The sequence below is a fragment of the Pseudomonas sp. R1-1 genome (genome assembly GCF_051132135.1).
Taxonomy (GTDB): domain Bacteria; phylum Pseudomonadota; class Gammaproteobacteria; order Pseudomonadales; family Pseudomonadaceae; genus Aquipseudomonas.
Map to the genome: position 1 here is coordinate 3,107,285 of NZ_CP071663.1, position 20,915 is coordinate 3,128,199.

18 protein-coding genes are annotated in these 20,915 nt (G+C 59.9%); 6 read left to right on the forward strand and 12 right to left on the reverse strand.

The window, feature by feature from the left end; genetic code table 11:
* Position 1: 1 nt before the first annotated feature.
* Both J3P75_RS14020 and J3P75_RS14025 read right to left on the reverse strand, forming a co-directional pair.
* A complete protein-coding gene (locus tag J3P75_RS14020; protein WP_434707102.1) occupies positions 2-1,585 on the reverse strand; it encodes a DUF1302 domain-containing protein in 1,584 nt (527 codons plus the stop codon).
* An 81-nt stretch (positions 1,586-1,666) separates the two neighbouring features.
* Positions 1,667-3,091: a DUF1329 domain-containing protein gene (locus J3P75_RS14025; protein WP_122609292.1), complete on the reverse strand. Its 1,425-nt coding sequence runs from the start codon at positions 3,089-3,091 to the stop codon at positions 1,667-1,669.
* A 405-nt stretch (positions 3,092-3,496) separates the two neighbouring features.
* Here J3P75_RS14025 and J3P75_RS14030 point away from each other — a divergent pair, with 405 nt between their 5' ends.
* Positions 3,497-4,078: a TetR/AcrR family transcriptional regulator gene (locus tag J3P75_RS14030; protein WP_434674491.1), complete on the forward strand. Its 582-nt coding sequence runs from the start codon at positions 3,497-3,499 to the stop codon at positions 4,076-4,078.
* Between the two features lie 8 nt (positions 4,079-4,086).
* On the opposite strand, the gene J3P75_RS14035 is transcribed toward J3P75_RS14030, so the two are convergent.
* The 3 genes from J3P75_RS14035 to J3P75_RS14045 are packed head-to-tail and all read right to left on the reverse strand — an operon-like array spanning position 4,087 to position 5,706.
* Complete coding sequence (locus J3P75_RS14035; RefSeq protein ID WP_434674490.1) at positions 4,087-4,869, reverse strand: SDR family NAD(P)-dependent oxidoreductase; 783 nt, start codon at positions 4,867-4,869, stop codon at positions 4,087-4,089.
* Positions 4,869-5,516 (reverse strand): 3-hydroxyacyl-CoA dehydrogenase family protein, encoded by a 648-nt coding sequence (locus J3P75_RS14040; protein WP_434674489.1) that lies wholly within the window; start codon positions 5,514-5,516, stop codon positions 4,869-4,871. Before J3P75_RS14040 ends, J3P75_RS14035 begins: the two co-directional genes overlap by 1 nt.
* Positions 5,509-5,706 carry a hypothetical protein gene (locus J3P75_RS14045; RefSeq protein ID WP_434674488.1) on the reverse strand — a complete coding sequence of 66 codons (198 nt, stop codon included), beginning with the start codon at positions 5,704-5,706 and terminating at the stop codon, positions 5,509-5,511. The genes J3P75_RS14040 and J3P75_RS14045 overlap by 8 nt, the downstream gene beginning before the upstream one ends.
* Positions 5,707-5,973: 267 nt before the next feature.
* Here J3P75_RS14045 and J3P75_RS14050 point away from each other — a divergent pair, with 267 nt between their 5' ends.
* Entirely contained in the window at positions 5,974-6,540 is a 567-nt protein-coding gene (locus J3P75_RS14050; protein ID WP_434674487.1) for a TetR/AcrR family transcriptional regulator, read from the forward strand.
* A 96-nt stretch (positions 6,541-6,636) separates the two neighbouring features.
* On the opposite strand, the gene J3P75_RS14055 is transcribed toward J3P75_RS14050, so the two are convergent.
* From J3P75_RS14055 to J3P75_RS14065, 3 genes are read right to left on the reverse strand one after another with little or no spacing between them, the layout of a single operon-like run.
* Positions 6,637-8,046 (reverse strand): efflux transporter outer membrane subunit, encoded by a 1,410-nt coding sequence (locus J3P75_RS14055; RefSeq protein ID WP_434707103.1) that lies wholly within the window; start codon positions 8,044-8,046, stop codon positions 6,637-6,639.
* Between the two features lie 3 nt (positions 8,047-8,049).
* Positions 8,050-11,181 (reverse strand): multidrug efflux RND transporter permease subunit, encoded by a 3,132-nt coding sequence (locus J3P75_RS14060; RefSeq protein WP_434707104.1) that lies wholly within the window; start codon positions 11,179-11,181, stop codon positions 8,050-8,052.
* Positions 11,182-11,208: 27 nt separating this feature from the next.
* On the reverse strand, positions 11,209-12,366 hold the full coding sequence (locus J3P75_RS14065; RefSeq protein WP_434707105.1) for a MexC family multidrug efflux RND transporter periplasmic adaptor subunit: 1,158 nt from the start codon (positions 12,364-12,366) through the stop codon (positions 11,209-11,211).
* Positions 12,367-12,485: 119 nt separating this feature from the next.
* Here J3P75_RS14065 and J3P75_RS14070 point away from each other — a divergent pair, with 119 nt between their 5' ends.
* Positions 12,486-13,082: a TetR/AcrR family transcriptional regulator gene (locus J3P75_RS14070; RefSeq protein WP_434707106.1), complete on the forward strand. Its 597-nt coding sequence runs from the start codon at positions 12,486-12,488 to the stop codon at positions 13,080-13,082.
* A gap of 3 nt (positions 13,083-13,085) precedes the next feature.
* Here J3P75_RS14070 and J3P75_RS14075 read toward each other — a convergent pair whose 3' ends face one another.
* Positions 13,086-13,232: a hypothetical protein gene (locus tag J3P75_RS14075; RefSeq protein WP_434674482.1), complete on the reverse strand. Its 147-nt coding sequence runs from the start codon at positions 13,230-13,232 to the stop codon at positions 13,086-13,088.
* A 169-nt stretch (positions 13,233-13,401) separates the two neighbouring features.
* On the opposite strand from J3P75_RS14075, the gene J3P75_RS14080 reads away from it, so the two are divergent.
* Positions 13,402-14,400, forward strand: coding sequence for an AraC family transcriptional regulator (locus tag J3P75_RS14080; RefSeq protein WP_434707107.1), 999 nt, complete (start codon positions 13,402-13,404; stop codon positions 14,398-14,400).
* Positions 14,401-14,406: 6 nt separating this feature from the next.
* Positions 14,407-15,459, forward strand: coding sequence for an AraC family transcriptional regulator (locus J3P75_RS14085; RefSeq protein ID WP_434707108.1), 1,053 nt, complete (start codon positions 14,407-14,409; stop codon positions 15,457-15,459).
* Between the two features lie 529 nt (positions 15,460-15,988).
* Here the strand turns inward: J3P75_RS14085 and J3P75_RS14090 are convergent.
* The 3 genes from J3P75_RS14090 to J3P75_RS14100 form a co-directional block, all read right to left on the reverse strand.
* On the reverse strand, positions 15,989-17,851 hold the full coding sequence (locus J3P75_RS14090; RefSeq protein ID WP_434707109.1) for an FAD-dependent oxidoreductase: 1,863 nt from the start codon (positions 17,849-17,851) through the stop codon (positions 15,989-15,991).
* A 139-nt stretch (positions 17,852-17,990) separates the two neighbouring features.
* Entirely contained in the window at positions 17,991-18,866 is an 876-nt protein-coding gene (locus tag J3P75_RS14095; protein ID WP_434707110.1) for a crotonase/enoyl-CoA hydratase family protein, read from the reverse strand.
* Positions 18,856-19,842 carry an NAD(P)H-dependent flavin oxidoreductase gene (locus J3P75_RS14100; protein ID WP_434707111.1) on the reverse strand — a complete coding sequence of 329 codons (987 nt, stop codon included), beginning with the start codon at positions 19,840-19,842 and terminating at the stop codon, positions 18,856-18,858. Before J3P75_RS14100 ends, J3P75_RS14095 begins: the two co-directional genes overlap by 11 nt.
* A gap of 721 nt (positions 19,843-20,563) precedes the next feature.
* Here J3P75_RS14100 and J3P75_RS14105 point away from each other — a divergent pair.
* Positions 20,564-20,908 carry an SH3 domain-containing protein gene (locus J3P75_RS14105; RefSeq protein WP_434674476.1) on the forward strand — a complete coding sequence of 115 codons (345 nt, stop codon included), beginning with the start codon at positions 20,564-20,566 and terminating at the stop codon, positions 20,906-20,908.
* Positions 20,909-20,915: the final 7 nt, after the last annotated feature.

The window sequence follows — 20,915 nt, forward strand, 5'->3', positions numbered from 1 at the left end:
CTCACAGGGTTCGGGAAACCACAAGGCCGACGTAATCGCGATCACGCAGCAGTTGATCGTAAGGGGTCTTGCCACCCATGAATTTTGCGTAGTTGACCGAGATCTGCCAGCTCGCCGGGTTGCGCACGAAATTGAGGTACAGGTTCATGCTGCTTGCATCTTCGGTGAAGGTGGCCGACAGGTTCGGGGTGCGTCCGTTGATCGAGCGAGAATAGAACACGCCCGGCGTGACCTGCCAGCCGGGAATCAGCGTGTTGTCGTAGGTCAGGCTCAAATCGAGGCTGATGCCGGAGGAGGTTTTGTTGCCCTTGGCGCTTGGCGCAATGGCCGGATCCAGTTGCCAGGTATTGAGGCCGGCGGCGATCGGTTCCCCGGCGTAGTCGTTATGCAGGCCGGGGTATTTCACGACCACCAGTTCGCTCAACAAGGTGCCGGTGCTGGCACCGGTGAATTCAAGCAAGGTCGGAGAGTTGGACGGCGTCATGCTGTAGATGCCGGTCAGGTGCCATTGCAATTTCTTTGCGTCTTTCCAGCATTTGCCACCGTTAGCGGCACAAGCGTCGATGACCGGGTTGAGTGGTACCGCATCCTTGGGACGGTAGGACAACTCGGTGCCCAGTGCCCAGTCGCCGACCGGCATGTTGGCGCTGATGCCGTACATCATTCGGTCTTCCGGATATTCCCAGGTCGGCGACACGGCGAAGGTTTGCGGATCCACCTGCACGCTCAGTGACGGCAGTTTGTCGTGATAACGCATCACGTACAGACCCAGGTTGAGATCGGTGTTGTCAGGCTGCCAGCGCAGCGACACGCCCCATTGGCCGCCGTTGCGCGCCTCTTTTTCATCGTACCCGTAGGCACCCCTGCCCTCGCCCAGCGCATGGGTCGTGGACCAATAGCTGCCCACTGGCGGCAATTCGCTTTTGTTCCAGTTGAACTGCCAGTACGCCTCGATATTCACCCCGGCGCCAAGCCCCGACGCGAGGCTGAGCATCGGCGCCGGCAGCAAGGCTTCCTTGAGCTGGGTACCGGGGCGCGACAAGGCCATGACATCGTAGGCGTTGGTGTTGTTGATGCCGCCGGCCGCGAACAGACTCTCGCCCCAGTTGATCACCTGATTACCCAGGCGAGCGCGGACCCGCTGGTCACCGACATCAAAGCTCTTGCTCACCCACAGATCCAGCAGCCGCGCCTTGAACTCCAGATCGTCGCGGGCGCTGCTGGTCAGGCCGTCGCTGCCGACGCCTGCAGGGCGGTCGGCCGACAACGCGCCGCTGGTGTCGGTCGCGGCAAAGTCGCGGATCCAGCTGCCGCGCGCCATGAACGTGTAGTCCTCGGGAAATTTCAGCACCAGCTCATGGGTGCCTTTTATGTAATTGGTGAAGAGGTCGCCCCGGTCGTAATTCAAGTCGCCCTGATCACCAATCCCGGCGCTGGGCGCCAGACAGCCACTGGGTGGATTGTGCCCGCCGGGGCTGCTGGTAATGAGGTTGCAGCCACGCGATTCAGTGCGCAGTCCCATGCCCACAGCGAGGGTGGAATCGAATGAGCCGCGAATGTTTTCGGTTTCAAAGGTGAACGCCATGGCAAATGGGGCTGCACACGCGATGACAAGACCTGAGGTTCTACTGATTATTTTTTTCATGTCTGTTCCCGAAAGCCGCTGTCAGCGTTCGCTGGTGGCGCGCAGGTTGTCTGAGGTGTAGAAGTCACGTTTCAGGCGCGGATTGCTCGCCCCGTCGGTCAGCCAGCGATGGTCATTCTTGCCGGTGCCGATGGAGGTCATGTCGTACAGGTAGCGACCGTCAACCAGGTTGTATTGCGCCTGGGCTTCCATGTCGCAGGTGCCGGTCTCGTACACCGGGATTGTGTAGCCCTCGCGGACTTTCCAGATTTGCCCCTGCTTGTCGTAGTCCACCGCCATCAGCGCGTTCCAGCTGTCTTCGTCGATGTAGAACAGACGCTTCGGCGCCTGGTGACGCATGCCTTGGCGAACAGTGGCCTCGACCACCCACACGCGGTGCAGCTCATAGCGACGCGACTCGGGAGCGATGAAGTCGCGCTTGGCCACGTCCTCAATCTTCGCCGAGTTGTCGTAGGCCCCGAACGAGTTGTAGGGCACGAGCATTTCCTGCTTGCCCAGCAGCTTCCAGTCGAAGCGGTCCATGGGGCCGAAGAACACATTGGATTCATCGATGGTGTATTGATTGTCCAGACCGATTTGCGGCGCGTCGTAGGAATACGCCGGCATGCGCCGCACGCGGCGCTGGCCCGGGAAGTAATAGAACGTGGTGGCTTGCTCGCCAGCCTTGGTCGTGACCACTCCGGCTTGTCCGGCCAGTGCGGCGGGGTCGGTGTAGCTGAAGTAGGTGGCGACTTCCAGACGATCGAATGACGAGAACAGCGCGCTGCCCTTCACGCCCCATGGCGTGTACATGAACCAGTCGGTGGAGGTTCGCAGCCAGTCCTCACTGCCCTTGCGTGGCGAAATGCCGGACACGGTCTTCGACATATCGAAACCCACGCCGCGATAGCGCATTTTCATGTTCCACATGACCTCGGCGCCCGAGGCTGGAAATGGAAACGGAATGCCCGGCACGTAGGCTTCCTGCAACGCTAGGCCGTCGCCGTCGAGCTTGGCGAAACCGACGTTCTTCTTGGTGTTGTCCGCGACGAAATCCGGCACGCCGCAGCTACGTCGCGTCGGGTACACGTCCATGCGGTAGCCCGGAATCTTCTTGAACATTTCCACCTGGCCCGGTGAAAGCTTGCTGGCGTACTTCGCGACGTTGCCCGAGTCGATACTGAACAGCGGTTTGTCATCCTTGAATTTCCATTGCTGGCCGCGCACCTGGCCGTGGCTCCAACTGCCACCTTGAGGGCCGGGCGCCGTCCAGGCGGGAATCACCCCGTCGGCGCTGGCCGCGGCCTCGCCTCCCAGCGGGGTCAGTTTGCTGCCGAGCAAAGCAGGATCCTTGTCTGCCGCCTGTGCCGTACAGAAAAACGCCGAGGCGGCGACGGCTGCGACCAGGTGCCGGATTACGACGCCGGTAGAAAAATTGTTATGGGGGCGCTCAATCACTGTGTTCATGGGAGGGATCCTCGTGGGCCTTGGTCAGCAACGGGGCCGTCTTGACGGTGGCAACCCGTTGCCTGCGCTAACCTAATCAACTGACTTGATCAGTTGACCAAGTCGTGTGATCAAAGCAAGCCCGGTGCCAAGATTCGCGGGACCGGAATTAGTCGTTTCTTATCAATCGATTGCGCGCTCATCGGAACGACGGTGCGGGGAAACTGCCGGAGAATGTTCCCGTTTGTTTCGTCGGAACGCACCAATACGTGAAATAACGAAACAGTTGTTACCATTATTGGTGCAACCGTTTCACGTACCGTTTTCATTCATGACGTCGTGCGATTTGTTGATGTAGGATCCGCAAGCGTCGACATCGCCCTCTTCGTTTTCGGGGGCGCCAGGAATAAGGGAGATTGCTGAACCATGGCCAGAATGGGCGCTGAATTACGCCGGCAGGATTTCGTCGAAGCAACGATCAGAGTGATCGCCGAGCACGGCGTAGCCAATGCCACGACCCGCCGTATCTCGGCGCAGGCCGGCTGTCCGTTGGCCTCGTTGCACTACGTGTTTCATACCAAGAACGACCTGTTTTATGCCGTCTACGAATCGCTGTTCAGCCTGCCCCCGCAAGCGCTGGAACGGGTACCGGCCGGCACCACTGCGGCGGCGACGACTGCCGAAGTTCTGCGCCAGTTGATTACTTGGTTCATCGATCATCCGGATGCGGCCAGGGCGCAGACCGAGTTGTTCTTCTGGGCAGTGCGCAATGACCCGCAAATGGCCAGCAAGATTTACTCGGTGGCGATTGAAGCCACCGAGCAGGCGCTGCAGCGGGCCATGGGAACTGAGTTGGACGAAGCGTTTTTAAAGGCGACCAGTCGCTTGTTGATCCAACTGGTAGACGGGCTGACCATTGCCTGGTCGGCCCACGGTGATCTGGATCGATTGCGAGCCGAAACCGAGACTGCTTGCACGGCGCTGGCCTTGCTGGTGGCCAGTCACTGAGTCGATCATCACATGCTGCTGACCAGATGGCCGCCATCCACCGCCAATACGCTGCCGGTCATGAACGCCCCGGCATCGCTGGCCAACAGCAAAAACGGTCCGGCCAGTTCGTGCAACTGGCCCAGGCGCCGCATGGGAATCACGTCGCGGATGTAGTTGTTGCCCTTCTCGCCTTCAAAAAAGGCCTGGTTCATCTCGGTCTTGAAGTAGCCGGGCGCAATGGCGTTGACCCGGATGTTATACCGCGCCAGTTCCAGGGCCAGGGATTTGGTCAGTTGGACAACCCCGGCTTTCGCGGCGCTGTAATGGCTGTAACCGGTGCCGACGCGTAATCCGAGAATCGACGCCACGTTGACGATGCTGCCGCTGCGCCCGGCCTTGGCCAGCCGTTGAGCGGCAACCTGGGCCACACGCCAGACGCCGTCCAGATTGGTCGACAGCATTGCGCGCCACTGCTCTTCGCTGATCTCCAGCGGGCGCTGACCGTCACCGATTCCGGCGTTGTTGAGCACCACGTCGACCAGGCCGAAATGCGCTTGGGCCGTATCGAACGCGGCTTCGACACTGCCGCGATCGGTCACGTCGAGTTCAACCGACAGCGCCTGCCCGCAATCCCACTCAATGTCCTTGGCCACTTGCGCAAGCTTTTCCACGCGCCGCGCAGTCAGCACCACCCGGGCGCCGGCATGTGCAGCGACCCGCGCCAGATGCGCACCAATGCCGCTGGAGGCGCCGGTGATCAATACCGTTCGGCCGGCGAGGGAAAAGTTCTGGGCGAAATCGTAAGTCATCAGTGCACCTCGATAAAATTGGACTCGGCAGCGTTGCCGCACAAAACCGGCCGTTTTCCGATACGCCGGACGATCTCCACGACGGCCGTTACCGCATACGCCGCTGTGGCCTGGCAAGGCACAATTTCCACTTGGCACATGTCGGAGGCCGGGCTGAAGAAACGCAGCCCGACCACAGCCTGTGGCCGCGAAACCTTGTTCGCCAGCGCTTCGATATCCAGCGACGACGTATGGGGCGCGAAAATAGCGCCCGCTTTGCAGACCTGATCCAGCGCGAGAAACACCTGGTGTTTGCTCTCCAGCTTTTCGCACGTCGCCTCGATGATCAGGTCGGCATCCGAAAGATCTGCGTAGTCGAACGTGGTGAATAACAGCTCCATCCGCGGCTGTACTTGTGCGGCGATGAGCTGCCCGCGCTGAACGTGGAGCTGATAATTTTCGTGGATGCGTCGAAGGCCACGGTTCAGCGTGCGCCTGTCCACATCCATCAGCGCCACGGCAATGCCGACATCGGCGAAGCACATCGCGATGCCGCCACCCAGCGTGCCGGCACCGATCACCGCCACCTTATTGATCTTGCACGGCGCACGGTTCAGAGCGGACAGCGCAAGGCCGTATTCGAAACGGTAATAGACCTGGTCAGACATGGCGTATCTCAAAACTTGCGGAATACCCGCCGATGCTGGCAACCGGCAAACCAGGCTGCGCGCGCGCCGGCAGCGTCGAACTCACCGCGCTGAACGCGCCGTACGAGCCGGTCGAGTAAAAGCTATAAATCGAGTAAATGGCGAGTGAGACGAGAGTCACGGTCAGGCAGGAAAAAACAATTGGGCGCATCACTAACCTCCGTCATCTGGCTGGGGCCAAATGCAGTGTCTTTTGTTATTGAGGGTTTTGATTCTGGGTAGCGCGCGCCGCAAAAGCTTGGCAGATCGCGCCAGGTTTTTTGCAGTTCATGACAGTCGAACGCTCTGTAATTCGACCTGCGCGATGAATAAAAAATGTCTCAAATGAACTCATTTGCTCTAATTCGGTGGTTTTCGTTGCAGTAATGAGCTTTTCCGGCACAATTCAGCGTATTGAAATTCGATTCGAGACCGACTGATGTCCCTGACTCCTCAAGATGAACGACTCATCAAGGCGCTGGCCTTGGCCATCGTTGATCGCCCCCGGGCGACGCTCAAGGAACTGGCTGAAGCGGCTGGCGTCAGCAAGGCTACCCTGCATCGCTTTTGCGGCACCCGTGACAATCTGGTTCAGATGATGGAAAGCCATGGTGAGACGGTGCTGAACCAGATCACCACCACCACTGACCTGTTGCACGGCGAGCCGGTGCAGGCGTTGCGCAGTCTGATCAACGAGCATCTGGCGCATCGGGAAATGCTGGTTTTCCTACTCTTTCAGTACCGCCCCGACACGTTTGCGGTCAATGGTGAGGGCGACCGCTGGCAGACTTATGCCGATGCACTCGATGCCTTTTTCCTGCGTGGCCAGCAATCGGGCGCGTTCCGCATCGATGTCACCGCAGCGGTGTTCACCGAACTGTTCCTGACCATGATCTTCGGCATGGTCGATGCCGAGCGCCGTGGACGCGCGGCCAGTGCCAACTCGGCCAACGTGCTGGAACAGATGTTTCTGCACGGCGCCGCCACCGCCACGCCCGCCCCCTGATCCTCATTTTTTCCCGCAAAAAAAGCCCCGTGACCTATCGGTTCACGGGGCAAAAAAAGGTTGGATGCGCCAACCCAAAGGAGCTCCGGTAGGGCGTTACCTGACGGTTGTCGGCGTGGACCATCCTCCGCCCAGCGAACGGAACAGATCGACCAAAGCGATCTGCCGTTGCGTGCTGATCTCAATAAACGCTGTCTCGTTGACGAAGCTGGTGCGCTGCGCATCGAGATAACGCAGGTGGCTGTCGATACCGCCTTCATATCGAGCCCTGGCCAGACTCAGGGTTTCAGTGCTGGTGTTGGCCAGAGCTCGGCGCGCGGCCTCCTCCCGGCGCAAGGTGTCGGTGGCAGCCAATGCATCGGCGACCTCGCGGAACGCCGTCTGAATCGTGCCTTCATAGGCCGCCACAGCTGAATCCTTGCGGGCTTCGGCCAGACTCAGCCCGGCACTATTGCGACCGGCATCAAACAACGGCAGCGAAAGGTTCGGCACGAAACTCCAGGAGCGCGAGCCACCGTCGAACAGACCGGACATTTGCGCGCTGGAAGTACCAAAGCTGCCGGTCAGGCTGATACGCGGAAAGAACGCTGCCCGTGCCGCGCCGATATCGGCATTGCGCGCTTGCAGTCGATGCTCGGCCGCAAGAATGTCCGGCCGGCGCTCGATCAGCGTCGACGTGGTGTCCGGGGCGATGTCCTGAACCAGCATCGGCTGCGTCGTCAGGCGCTCGGGAATCACTTTTCCTGCGTCCTTTGTACCCAGCAGCAAAACCAGCGCGTTGAACGCCTGCTGCTTCTCGCGCAGATTGCGTTCCTGCTCGGCCCGCGCCTGCTCCACCAGCCCAAGCGCTTCCTGATAATCCAGCGCAGTCGCCGTACCGCTGGAGCGGCGCTGGCTGATCAGCGCGAACGAGTATTCGCGGCTGCTCAGTGTTTGTTGGGTCAAATCCAGACGACGCTGGGCGCCGTCATGAACCAGATAGGCCTGACTGACTTCGGCGATCAGCGCGATCTGCGCGGCGCGGGCGGCTTCTTCGGTGGCCAGATATTCCTGCAGCGCAGAGTCGCTGAGGCTTTTTACCCGGCCAAACAGATCCAGCTCGTATTCGGGCAGCGACAGGCCGACCTGATACTGGCTGGCCACCCCTGCCCGGCCGTAGCTGGCCAGGTCCGAGGGCAAGCGCTGGCGATTGCCGGACGCGCTTGCATTCAGCCCGGGAATCCGATCGGCCCGCTGAATGCGGTACAGCGCCCGAGCCTGCTCGATGTCCAGAAGGGTCTGGCGCAATGAGCGATTGTTATCCAGCGCAACCTCCACCAGACGGCGCAGGTCGGGATCGACGATGAACGCCTGCCACGCTAATTGGTTGATCGGAACGCCTTGTTTCAGCGACTCGCCCGCCCAGTTGTCCGCGACCGGTGCAACGGGCCGATCATAGGTCGGCGCCAAAGAGCAACCGGCCAGCAGTATGGCGATCACCAGCGCAGAAAATCCTGAAATACGCATGTGTCACTCCTGAGTCAAAGCGGGTTGTTCAATGGGCGCTGGTTTACTGCGCAACATCGACAGCACCCAGACAAAACAGATCGGGACAAACAACACCCCCAGCAGCGTCGCGCTGAGCATGCCGCCGATCACCCCGGTACCGATCGCCCGCTGACTCGCGGCCCCTGCCCCGGTCGCCAGTGCCAGCGGCACCACGCCGAGAATGAACGCCATGGACGTCATCACGATTGGTCGAAAGCGCAGCCGTGCGGCCTCGATCGCGGCGTCGCGCAGGCTGTAACCTTTCTCCCAAAGCTCCTTGGCGAACTCGACGATCAGAATCGCGTTTTTCGCTGCCAGACCGATGATGGTGATCAAGCCAACCTTGAAGTACACGTCGTTGGGCATGCCGGCGACCATCACCGCAAGTACCGCACCGATGGCGCCGATCGGCACAATCAGCATCACGGTCAGCGGAATCGCCCAGCTCTCGTACAGCGCCACTAACAGCAGAAACACCACCAGAATGGCCAGCGCGAAGAGTTGCGTGGCCTGACCGCTGGAGACCTTCTCCTGATAGGACAGACCGGTCCACTCGTAGCTGAAGCCGGCCGGCAATTGCGCGGCGATACGCTCCATTTCCGCCATGGCTTCACCGGTGCTGTAGCCCGGCCCCGCATCACCGACGATGCGCACCGACGGATAACCGTTGTAGCGCACTACCTGCACCGGACCTTCCTCCCAATGCGTGGTGACGAAGGCACTGAACGGCACCATATCGCCCGCGGTGTTGTGTACATACAGCTTGAGCACGCTTTCCGGAGTCATCCGGTCGCCCTGCTCGGCCTGCACCACCACGCGCTGCTGGCGGCCAGCGTTGGTGAAGTCGTTGATCACCTCCGAACCGAAGGCGGCAGACAACGCACTGCTGATCGATTCAAAACTCACCCCCAGGGTGCGCGCCTTGTCACGGTCGATCACCACGCGCAATTGCGGCGACTCGGCCAGCCCTTCCATCATCGCGTAGAGAATTTTCGGGTTGCCGTTGGCCTGGCCAAGCACCTGATCACGGGCAGCGAGCAATGCTTCACGGCCCAGACCGGCACGATCCTGCAGGCGCAAGGCGAAACCACCGGAGTTGCCCAGCCCGTCAATCGGCGGCGGTGGCACGGCCATCACCGCACCGTCGTTGGCCACGGCAAATTGCTCGTTCAGCGCATTGACTTCTGCCATGGCCGATTGATCTTCGCCACGCTCTGACCAGTCCTTGAACACCGGGAACGCCAGCGCTGCGTTATCGCCCATCCCGGAGAAGCTGAAGCCGGACACCAGAAACGTCGACTGAACCCCGTCGCGGGTAGCCAAGTAGCGCTCCAGTTGTTCGCCGGTCGCTTCGGTACGGGTGCGGGTCGCACCCGGCGGCAGCTGGACGTCGACGATCATGTAGCCCTGATCCTCCACCGGCACGAACGATTCCGGCAGGCGCAGGTAGAAGAAACCGAGCATTGCGATAATGCCCAGGTACACCAACATCATCCGGCCGGCACGCGCCACCAGTCCGTTGTTCAGCACCGAGTAACGTTCGGTGAGATTAGCAAAACCACGGTTGAAGGCGCCGAAGAAGCCGCGCTTTTCATGGTGCCTTTGTGGAATCGGCTTGAGCAGCGTGGCGCATAGCGCCGGGGTGAACGTCAGTGCGAGGAAACCGGAGAACAGAATCGACACCGCCAGCGATACCGAGAACTGCTGGTAGATCACACCGACCGAGCCGGACATGAATGCCAGCGGCATGAACACCGCCGACAGCACCAGGGTGATACCGATGATCGCGCCCGATACCTGCCCCATGGCTTTCACCGTGGCGTCGACCGGCGACAAGCCCTCTTCGGCCATGATCCGCTCGACGTTCTCCACCACGACGATTGCATCGTCCACCAGAATGCCGATGGCGAGCACCATGCCGAACATGGTCATCATGTTCACCGAGAAGCCCAGCACGTACATCATCAGCAGCGTGCCGAGCAGACACACCGGCACCACAATCGACGGAATCAGGGTGTAGCGTATGTTCTGTAGGAACAGGAACATCACCAGAAATACCAGAACCATCGCTTCGATCAGGGTATGAATCACCTTCTCGATCGCGACATCGACGAAACGCGAGGTGTCGTAAGGAACGGAATATTCCACGTCATCCGGGAAGTAGGCCGACAGTTCGGCCAGGCGCTGCTTGACCGCGGTTGCGGTCTGGATCGCGTTGGCGCCGGGCGATAACTGGATCGCCGCTGCCACGGCGGGTCTGCCATTCAGACGCGAGTTGAAGTTGTAACTTTCCTGGCCGATTTCCACGCGGGCGACGTCGCCCAGTTTGACTGTGGAACCGTCCTCGTTGGCACGCAGGACAATGCGTGAGAATTCTTCCGGATTGTCCAGCGTACCTTTCACCGCCAGGGTGGCGGTCAGTTCCTGCTGGCTGCTGGTCGGCGTACTGCCGAAGCTGCCGGCCGGCACTTGCACGTTCTGGCCACGGATGGCCGCGCTGACGTCGTCGATCGACAGCGCGTATCCCACCAGTTTCTGCGGGTCGAGCCAGACTCGCATCGCTGCTTCAGAGGAGAAGAACTGCAGCTTGCCGACGCCCGGGACCCGGCGCAGCTCGTTGTTGATATTGCGCGCGGCGTAGTCGCCCAGAGCGGTGGTGTCGCTGTGCTGGGTGCCTTCCTTATAGTTCAGCGCATAGATCAGCAGGAAACCGGCACTGGTCTGCTCCACCTCCAGACCTTGGGTGAGCACGGCTTGCGGCATCCGCGCTTCGGCTTTTTTCAGACGGTTTTGCACGTCAACCTGGGCGAGCTGCGGGTCGGTGCCTGGCTGGAACGTCACTGCAATCTCGGCGATACCGTTGGAGTTGTTGGTCGACTCGAAATACAGCAGGTTCTTCGCACCGTTGAGCGACTCTTCGATCACGCTAGTGACCGAGTCCACCAGCACCTTCGCAGAGGCACCGGGATAGGTCGCCGTCACCTTGATTTGCGGCGGCGCGACGTTGGGGTACTGTGCCACCGGCAGCATCGGAATGACCAGCAGACCGGCCAGAGAGATGAACAACGCTACCACCCAGGCGAAGTTCGGGCGTTTGATGAAAAACTGAGACATCGGAATATCCTCGCGGCGACGGCGCCCTTACTGTTTCGACTCAGGCGCCTGCGCCTGGGCTTGGGGCTGACCCGGCACGACCTTGGCGCCTGCCTGCAGGCCACTCAGGCCACTGACAATCACCTGATCGCCAGCCTTCAGACCTTCACTGATCTGCCAGCGCGAACCCTGCATGGAACCGGTCACCACATTGCGCGCTTCGGCGCGGCCGTCGGTGCCGACCAGCATGACCTGCGCGCCGCCATCGCTGCCGCGCTGCACCGAGCGCTGCGGCACGAGAATGGCCTGGTTGTCGGTGCCTTGAGGTGTGCGCACGCGCACGAACATGCCCGGCAGCAACACACCGTCGCTGTTGGCGAACTTGCCACGCAACGAGACTTGGCCGGTGCCGCGGTCAACGGCGACATCGGTAAACATCAGTGCTCCCTGACGCTCGTAAGCAGTGCCGTCGACACGAATCGACAACGCCTTGTTGTCGTCGGCGGAGAGTTTTCCGCCTTTGAGCGATTCGCGCAGACGCAGCGCGTCAGCGGCCGATTGGGTGAAGTCGACATACACCGGATCCAGCTGCTGAATCCGCGCCATCAACGTTGCGTCACCCTGACCGACCAAGGCACCCTCGGTGACCAGGGCGCGGCCGACACGCCCGGAAATCGGCGCGGTTACCGAGGCATAACCCAGGTTCAACCGGGCGCTTTGCAGATCGGCCTGGGCCGAACGCGTGGCCGCCTGTGCACTGCGCAAATCAGCCATGGCGCTGTCGTAGTCCTGCTGACTGACCGCCTCGATCTTCACCAGCGGTTCATAACGCTTGACCCGTGCCTGAGCCTCGAGTGCAACGGATTGCGCACGGGCCAGTCCACCCTCGGCGCGAGCCAGGGCTGCTTTCAGAGGTGCCGGGTCGATCTGGAACAGCAGGTCGCCGGCTTTGACATCAGCGCCCTCTTCAAAACGCTTCTGCATTACGATGCCCGGCACCCGCGCACGCACTTCCGCAACGCGCATCGGTTCCACCCGGCCCGGCAGCTCTGACGTAAGTGCCAGAGGTTCGGTCGTCACGGCTAATACTTCTACCGGGCGCGCCACTTCGGACATATCCGCCTGTTCATTCGCTGGTCCACACCCGGCCAGCGCAATGGCAACTGCCAACGACCCCGCCATCCCTACTGCACGCAAATTGCCCATAACTCACCCGAGGCTTGATTGAATTTGGCGCGAATGCTACTTTCCAAACCCCAATGAGTCAACAATGTCTCATATGAGAAATTATTGAATCTTACGTGACGGTCGCTTGAGGCTTGGTGATGAACCTTATTTACCAGGAAGAACGCCTGCTCAAATCGTTGACCGTGGCGGTCGTCAACCGGCCGAGGGCAACCATGAAAGAACTGGCGCAATTGGCAGGCGTGAGCAAGGCCACCCTGCACCGCCATTGCGGAACACGGGAAAATCTGGTGCAGAGACTGGAAGAACACGCCGAAGCAACGCTCAATCTGATTATCCGCCGCGCCGGTTTGCAGCATTCGCAGGCGCTGGACGCGTTACGTCGATTGATACGCGAACACCTCGCCCACCGCGAGTTGTTGGCGTTTCTGATGGCACATTACCGCCCCGACTTTCTCGATTTCGAACGGGGCGACACACGCTGGGAGTTTTACCTGGAGGCGCTGGACGGATTTTTTCTGAGAGGCCAGCAACAAGGGCTGTTTCGCATCGACATCACCGCCGCGATTTTCACCGAGCTGTTCATCACGCTGGTATATGGCCTGGTGGATGCCGAACAGCGCGGGCGAGCCGCCAACGCCGATTCGGCACGCACCCTTGAGCAAATGTTCCTGCATGGCGCGCTGGCCGGTGGTCAATTGCGCGAGCAGGCCTGCGTGCCGGAAAAAATGTTCTAACGCTCAGAAATGGGTGAAGGCATCGCTGATGCTGGCGACCGGAGGGTGACTGGAATGATGGACAACCGTATGGCCAACTGGCCGGTGCTGCGAATACAGCGCACCCGAAACCAGTGCGACCGCGAGCAAAGCAAACAGGAACCGACGCATCGAACACCTCCATCATCCAGCCGCGGGCTGAACGCAGTTTTATTGTTGTGGGCGCTTCGAGTCTGGCCCTCTAAGCGCGGTGAAAGCTTTGCAGATCGCGCCAGCGATTTTGCAAATCGTGCCAGTTCTTTCCGGCCAGCGGCGGCCGGTCATTCTGAGGGTTGAGCGGATGTCCACCGTTCGGGGTACTGCGCTGCTGGGGTTCAAGGCATTTTGTGCCAGTCAGGGCATCGACCCGGAGTCGGCGCTGGCTGTGGTAGATCTGCCTGAAGACCCGCTGAATACTCGACTGTCCGGCGCGCAGTTCAATACCTTGATCGACTTGTGCGCGAAGCGCTCGAACAACCCGCTATTCGGCGTGCAGTTCGGCTTGCGCCAGGGCACGCAAAGTCTCGGCACCCTGCTCTACGCCATGCGCAGTTCAGCCACAGTCGGCGAGGCGCTGAATTTGCTGACACGTTATTTCCATATCCATAGCGACGGCGCGCTCGTGCAGCTTGAGCGTCAGGCCGGCAACGCCCTGCTGCTATATGGCGTCACGGATGGCACCTTGATTTCGGTCCGCCAGACCGTGGAACTGGCGATGGGTATCGCCAGTTGCCTGCTGCGTGAACTGCTCGGGCATGCCTGGCAACCAAAAGCGCTGCTGTTGCGCCACAGTGCTCTGGACAACCGCCTGGCCTATCGCGCCTTGCTCGGGGTGGCGCCGCGTTTCGACAGCCTGGTCAATGCCTGGGTGTTTGATGAGTCATTACTAACGACACCGCTGGGCACGACAGACGCCAGATACCAACAATTGGCTCGGCAACATATCGACGAACTGGCCCGTGTGACGCTAGAGGAATTGCCGTCTTACCTGCAAAAAAGGCTGCGCAATGAACTGGCCCGCGGCCCGGTCACGCTGCGTGACATGGCGGAGTACATGATGATCAGTCCACGCACCTTGCAGCGCTATCTTCGAGCGCAGGGCTCGGGATTTCAGGAGTTGCTGGACCAGACGCGCCGAGCGATGGCCGCGCGAAACCTCTGCGACTCGTCGCTCAGCCTGACGCAAGTAGCTGGTCTGTTAGGTTACGCCGACCTGAGCGCGTTTTCCCGGGCATTCACGCGCTGGAACGGGGTCAGCCCGCAGCAGTGGAAACAACGCATGCAACACTTACCTCGGTAACTCGACATGGCTTGCAACCCGTTCATTCGCGCCATCAGCCTGACAGGATTCGATCCATTCGCCCGGCGTCAAGGATTGGAGCCGAACGGAATGCTGCGCCAGGCGGGTCTGCCCGTCGCGTCACTGCAGCGCCCGGAAGACATCCTGTCCTTTCGCAATTACTGCCGCTTGTTGACGCTGTGCCGGCAGTGCTCGAATAACGCATTGTTCGGTCTGGAGTTCGGCCTCCATCAGGGAGTCAACGTCTTCGGTGACATGTTTTTCCTGATTCGCAACACCCGCACCGTCGGCGACGCGCTGCGCGAACTGCGTGCCAATTTCGCCCTGTACAACGGCGCGGCGCATCTCTATCTGAAGGTGGCCGACGGCATCGCGTTACTGGGTTATCGAGCCGATGAGCAGAAGATCGACGGCCTGGCGGAGGCCGAAGAGCTGGCGTGCGGGGTCGGTCTGCGCCTGATGCAAACCCTCACCGGTGAACAATGGCAACCCGAGGCAATCATGCTCCGCCATGCGCCTTTGGCGGATGAAGGCCTCTATCGGCAGGCGCTAACCATCACGCCGACGTTTTCAGCCGCCCACACGGGATTGCTCTTCAACACCAGTGTGCTCGCGCAGCCGCTGGATCGCGCCAGTGAAGCCCTGCATCAGCTAATCGCTGAACATTTGGCAGGCATCGAACGCCTGTCGACCGACGCCATGCCGGGCTACGTCAGGCAATTGCTGCGCAATCTGTTGCCCAGCGGCCGTGCGACGATTGACAGAGTGGCCGACTGCATGGCCGTCACCAGGAGGTCCTTGCAGCGCCACCTGGCTGAGGAAAACACCTCTTTTCAGCAGTTGCTGGACGAGACGCGCCAGCAACTGGTGCGCAAACACCTGCAGGTCCCGACGATCAGTCTGCCGCAAGTAGCGCACCTGCTGGGCTACGCCGATGTCAGTACATTCTCGCGCGCTTTTCATCGATGGTTTGGGGTCTCGGTGCTGGAGTGGTGCAGGCAATCCGGAGTGAACAGACAGCCCTTATTGCTTCGGATTCGAGTGAAACAGCGACCTTGAATGTATTTACATGGAACTCTTTTGTGTTGGAAATCAGCACTACAGCAAAATGATTGTAGTAGGTAGCAGTCATCGGCCAATAGCTGTCAGCAGGAGCCATGCGGACGTAGGATGTGGGCTCACCACATCATTTCAATGAGGGTCTCTCCCTTATGAGTGAATCTGTATAGACAATCGTGACAAGCCAAGATCCAGGTGATGGGAGCGGACGTCATTATCGATTTCCCATCGGAGTCAGCGAATGGGGCGACACGCCGGTTCGCACCTGCAAGCCGTCGAATTGTATGTTCGCCAAGCAATTTCTCTAAGGATTCCGAATGACCAAACATCCGTCAGCGCAGGAGCCTCTCTGGATATGGAGCAGTATCGATCCGCTAGTCTGCTTCGCTTCATACACTTTTATCTCTGCCCAAAGTGCTCGGTCAGGGAAACCAACTGCCGAGGCGTCCCAGCAGCTAGCCTGTTACGGACCTTAGTAGCACCCACTATGCTTGACCGACGGCCCGGCCGGGCCATCGATCACCCTCTGCTAGCCGGGAACCGACTCGAATTGCCTTGTAGGTGGATGGCTTGCCATATCATGATCGCAGCGGGTGAGTTGGAGCACGAGGCCCTTAAGTTCCTCGAGGTGATTTTCATACAGGCCACGCGGTGTCGTACCGAACTTGTTGCATAGGGCAGCCGCAGCGGCGACTGCAACGCCATGCTGTGCGCCGTTGCCCATGAATTTAGTTGCAGAACCAGCGACATGCGTGACACTGATGTGCTTCCCGGCCATCATCAGGTTCTCGATGTTAGCCGAGTAGAGGCAACGGTACGGGATCTCGTACGACTCCTTGTCACGTGCGTCGAAGATCCAGTCCTTGAGGCGGAAATTGTACTTGCCCTCGCCCGGTCCCCAAGCGCAGTGTATGCAGAACGATCCGTCATTGGCGATCAACGTGTCGGGGAATTGCTTATGGTCGCGAATGTCTTTTTCCGTGAGGATATAGTCACCGAGATATCGCCTGAACTCGCCCTGCGCAGTAACATGGGCGATCCACTCCAACTCAAGGTTCGCGTATTTCCTGGGCTCAAGATTCTTGACATTCGAGAACGTCCCATAGAGCGCTCGAAGTAGATAGTCGCGGATATGCTCTCCCTCAACGTAGGGGTCGAGCCACTGGCCGTATTCCCAGAAATGGGTCGCAGGGAAAGTATCGGAGGATCTGCCAAACCTGAACTCCGGTGTGTCCGGATTTGCTCCGGCTTTCGGGCCAGGACCGTTTTCAATACCTGCCACAACCAACTGCCCACTGAGGTTTGCGTAGTCTTTGGATACTTCGGTCGCCCAAGGTACCTCTGGAAACGGAGCTGAGTGTTCAGCAATCCGTGTACGGAAGAACAATGTGTTGCCATGGTGCATGTCATCCCCGACGTCAGGCGCATAGTGCTCATGAAAAGCTGACTTTGCCTCCCGTCCGAACATGGTCTGCGCCCCTGCAAGAACGCCCAGCATTGCCGTGCCAGTACAATCAATGAACACCGCGCCTTTGAAGCAGCGCTCATGGCCACCGCGAGCCTGAACGGCGTTGACCGAGACGATCCTCACGCCATCGGTGGCGACAGCGACAGTGCGATGTTCGAGGTACACTATCGCGGTCGGCTCAGCTTCAAGCAATGTAAAGGCCACCAGGTCACCATCAGCGGTTCGCGCAGACAACTCCTTGAGCAGGGCGCCCTGAGTACCGCGCGGCATCAAACCAATCTCTTTGCTTGCATTGCCGCCGAGAACTGGGCGGTCGTGAATCAGCGCAACGCGCTGACCGAGACGCGCGGCGGCGAGCGCTGCTGCACAGCCGGAAATGCCACCGCCAACGACGACCACATCGTAATCTCCCGCATCAACCGGGTTGTCCGGAAGACCGCGCAGGGCCCTACGCCAAGCTCGGCTGGCCTCATTAACGTCGTTTGGCGGCAGCATTCCATCCACACGGAGATAGATTGCATCACAGCGCCCGTCGAAGCCTGTCAGGTCGTGTAGCGCCAAGCTCACATCGCCCTGCGGAAGCGAAATCTTTCCGGCGCACTGCCAGGACCAATCCTGTCCATTCGCGCCGAACTCCGTTTCGAGCAGAATGCCGTTGATCGACAGAGCGAACCGGCCGGGATGATGCGCAGGCACCCAGTCCTTTGCGCGCACCCACACCTCGTATTCACCAGCATTGGCGATAGCGACAACGGTTGTTGCATCGGACACTGGGCGACCAAGGCCATGGGCAAGCAAGTAGGGAGAGCCCATCACCGTTTCAAACTGGGAATCGAGGACCCAACCACCGTAGCTATCGAAATCTTCGGCTTCGATCAGGATTCCCGTTCCAGATGGCACTTGAGTGTGTTCTACATTGCTCATTGTTCTGACTCCGTTTGCTGGTGTTCTTGCGACGCCCCTCTGCAAAAGAGCTCAGCTTTTAAGTCGAGCCGGAGGGAACCAGTCGCACCTAACCAAGCCATCGCTAGCAATCGTTTCTTTTCTCGGGGTGACGAACCGTCTAGAACCAGGGGTAGAACGGCGGCATGCTGGACGCCTTGGCGGAGAAGCGCGCAGGCCGCTTATCGCGGAACGCCTGGACCCCTTCCCTGCCATCGGCCTGGCTGGTGTAGAACATGGCCAGCGACTCCACCTCATGCGCAGCGAGCGGGTGCGCCTGTGCGCTGTTTCGCCACAGCATCTGGCGTATGAGCCCTATCGATACCGGCGAACGGTCCTTGACCAGCGCAGTGGCGAAGGCGCGGGCCTCGTCCACCAGCGTTTCAGCGGGCAATATTGCCCGGATCAAGTTCTTTTCCAGCGCCTCGTTGGCGTCGAAGATCTCGGCCCGATAAAACCACTCCAGCGCCTGCTCCAAGCCCACAAGGCGCGGCAGGAACCAACTGGAACAGCCCTCGGCAGTGACCCCTAGCTTGCCGAATACGAAGCCGAAGCGTGCCCTGTCGGAGGCAAAACGGAAATCCATGGGCAGCAACATAGTCGAGCCGACACCAATCGCTGGACCATTGACCGCGCCGATGATTGGCTTCAAGCAGTCGTACATCGCCAGCGTCACCCGCCCACCAGTGTCGCTCACGCCCTGCAGGACCTCCGGCGTATCCCGACGTTGGCGCACGTCCTCCAGCGTAGGAGTCAGGCTCTCATCCAGCCCGAAGACATTGCCGTCGACCGAGAGATCCATGCCCGCACAGAAAGCTCGGCCATCCCCAGTCACGACGATGGCGCGCACGGTATCGTCGCCACTGGCACGCCGATAGGCATCGGCCAGCTCGCTACACATATCAACGGTGAAGGCGTTTAGTTGCTCGGGTCGCGACAGGGTGAGCAGCAGAATCCCGTCGTCCCCCACCTCATAGCGGATCGTCTTATAGGACATGGGCGCTCTCCTGCGTCAGCGCAGCGCCGCGAGCGATGGCCTGGCGACAGTCGCTCACCATGCGTTCGACGAGTTCGGCACAGCTCGGCACGTCCTTGATGAGGCCGATGCCCTGCCCTGCCCAGAGGAGGCCGCCATCCACTTCCCCGCCCTCCAATGCGGCACGCCCGCGCGCCCCCGCAACTAGGGCCCTGATATCCTCGTACGTCGCCCCTGGGCGTCGTTCTAGCGCCACCACTTCATCCGAGACGGCATTGCGGAAGACCCGGCCCGTGTTGCGGAAAACGCGGAAGATGAGATTCGTATCCAACTCGCTACCCGCTGCGACCGCATCCTTGATAGCGGCGTGGATCGGTGCTTCCTTCGTCAGCATGAAACGCGTGCCCATGTTGATGCCTTCCGCACCAAGCATCAGCGCCGCCGCCATGCCGCGGCCATCGGCGATGCCGCCTGAGGCAAGGATCGGAATCCCCAAAGCCGCCGCCGCAGCCGGGATAAGGACGAGGCCCGGCACATCGTCCTCGCCGGGATGACCCGCGGCCTCGAACCCATCGATGCTGACCGCATCCACACCCGCCCGCTCGGCCGACAGGGCATGACGGACCGCGGTGCATTTGTGGATTATTTTGATGCCTGCGGTTTTGAATCGCTCGATGAAGTCGGCGGGATTGCGCCCCGCCGTCTCCACCACCTTCACCCCGCTTTCGATGATGGCCGTCACGTAGTCCGCATAGGGTGGCGGCGTGGTGGTCGGCAGGACGGTGAGGTTGACGCCGAATGGCTGGTCGGTCATCGACCGGCACCGCGCAATCTCCGCTGCCAGCGCATCGGGCGTCGGCTGGGTCAGCGCAGTCAGTATGCCGAGGGCACCAGCGTTGGAGACCGCGCTGGCCAACTCGGCCCGACCGACCCACTGCATTCCCCCCTGAACAATCGGATATCGCGTACCCGTCAGCTCGGTAATTCTTGTATGCATTTAAACCCCCTTTGGACCATCAAGAAAAGGACATCGCAGATGCAATTGAGCGATCTGACGCCCCATAACTGTGCAGCACAAGATCGAAGCGCAAATTAACCTAACACACGTTACCTTAATGTTGCATGTTCGCCGCTTGCAACAAATTTCATCCAAGTATCGACGGCGGATTCGAAATGGCGCAGAAAGTTGCTCGGGCTGGGACGATGGAGAGCCGGACGACTAGGTAGTCGCTCGAAATTCCCGACAGGCCTCGCGTAGCCAGTTGAGCCGCTACGGCCTGGGCGCGCGACCGCTTTCCCCGCGTTGTCCGGCTGCGGATCGCAATGTTGAAATAGCTGATTGGTTTTCCATGCATGCTGACCGACAGCGACTCTTCGCACTCTTGCGCCTGGGGAAACAAAAAGTACTCGAGCTTAGTCGCCTGCAACGACTCGAAGCATGGCTAACCTCTCAATAACCCATTAGCTGGTTTGGCGACGCAGCCCCAGTCCCATGGCGAAATACCTGATGTATCGTTTCCTCTGAGAGCAATGGATATGCGCAAGAAACCCCGATCTTGGTTTGTCCGCTTTTGATCCTGTTCGCCGTTCTGTGGGCGATCGGGAAAAAGGAAACTCCTACATCTCAGACTCAGCCCGCAGCCCTCAGCACACCGGGTAAATCGACATCCGCACCGGCTGCATCTACCTCGCCAATAGCTGCACCACCCGACCAGTACGTGAGCACCGACAAGCTCAACATCCGGGATCAACCCGGCGGAAAAGTCATTTCGAAGCTTCAGCGCGGAGATAACGTGCAGGTATTTGAAAAACGAAACGAATGGGTACGCATAAGCATTGATGGCCAGCCGGCTAGATGGCTTTCCTCTAAACGTCTTTGCAGCGGATCGAACTGCTACGTCAGAACCCAGCCGAAATCACTACGACCCGCGCCACAACCTGCATATCGACCTGCCACCGAATACAGTTCTTCTTGTCCCTGCTCGTCCGGGAACGTTTGCATAGGCCCCAGAGGTGGTAGATATTGCATCACCTCAGGCGGAAACAAGCGTTACGGCGTATAGAATATTA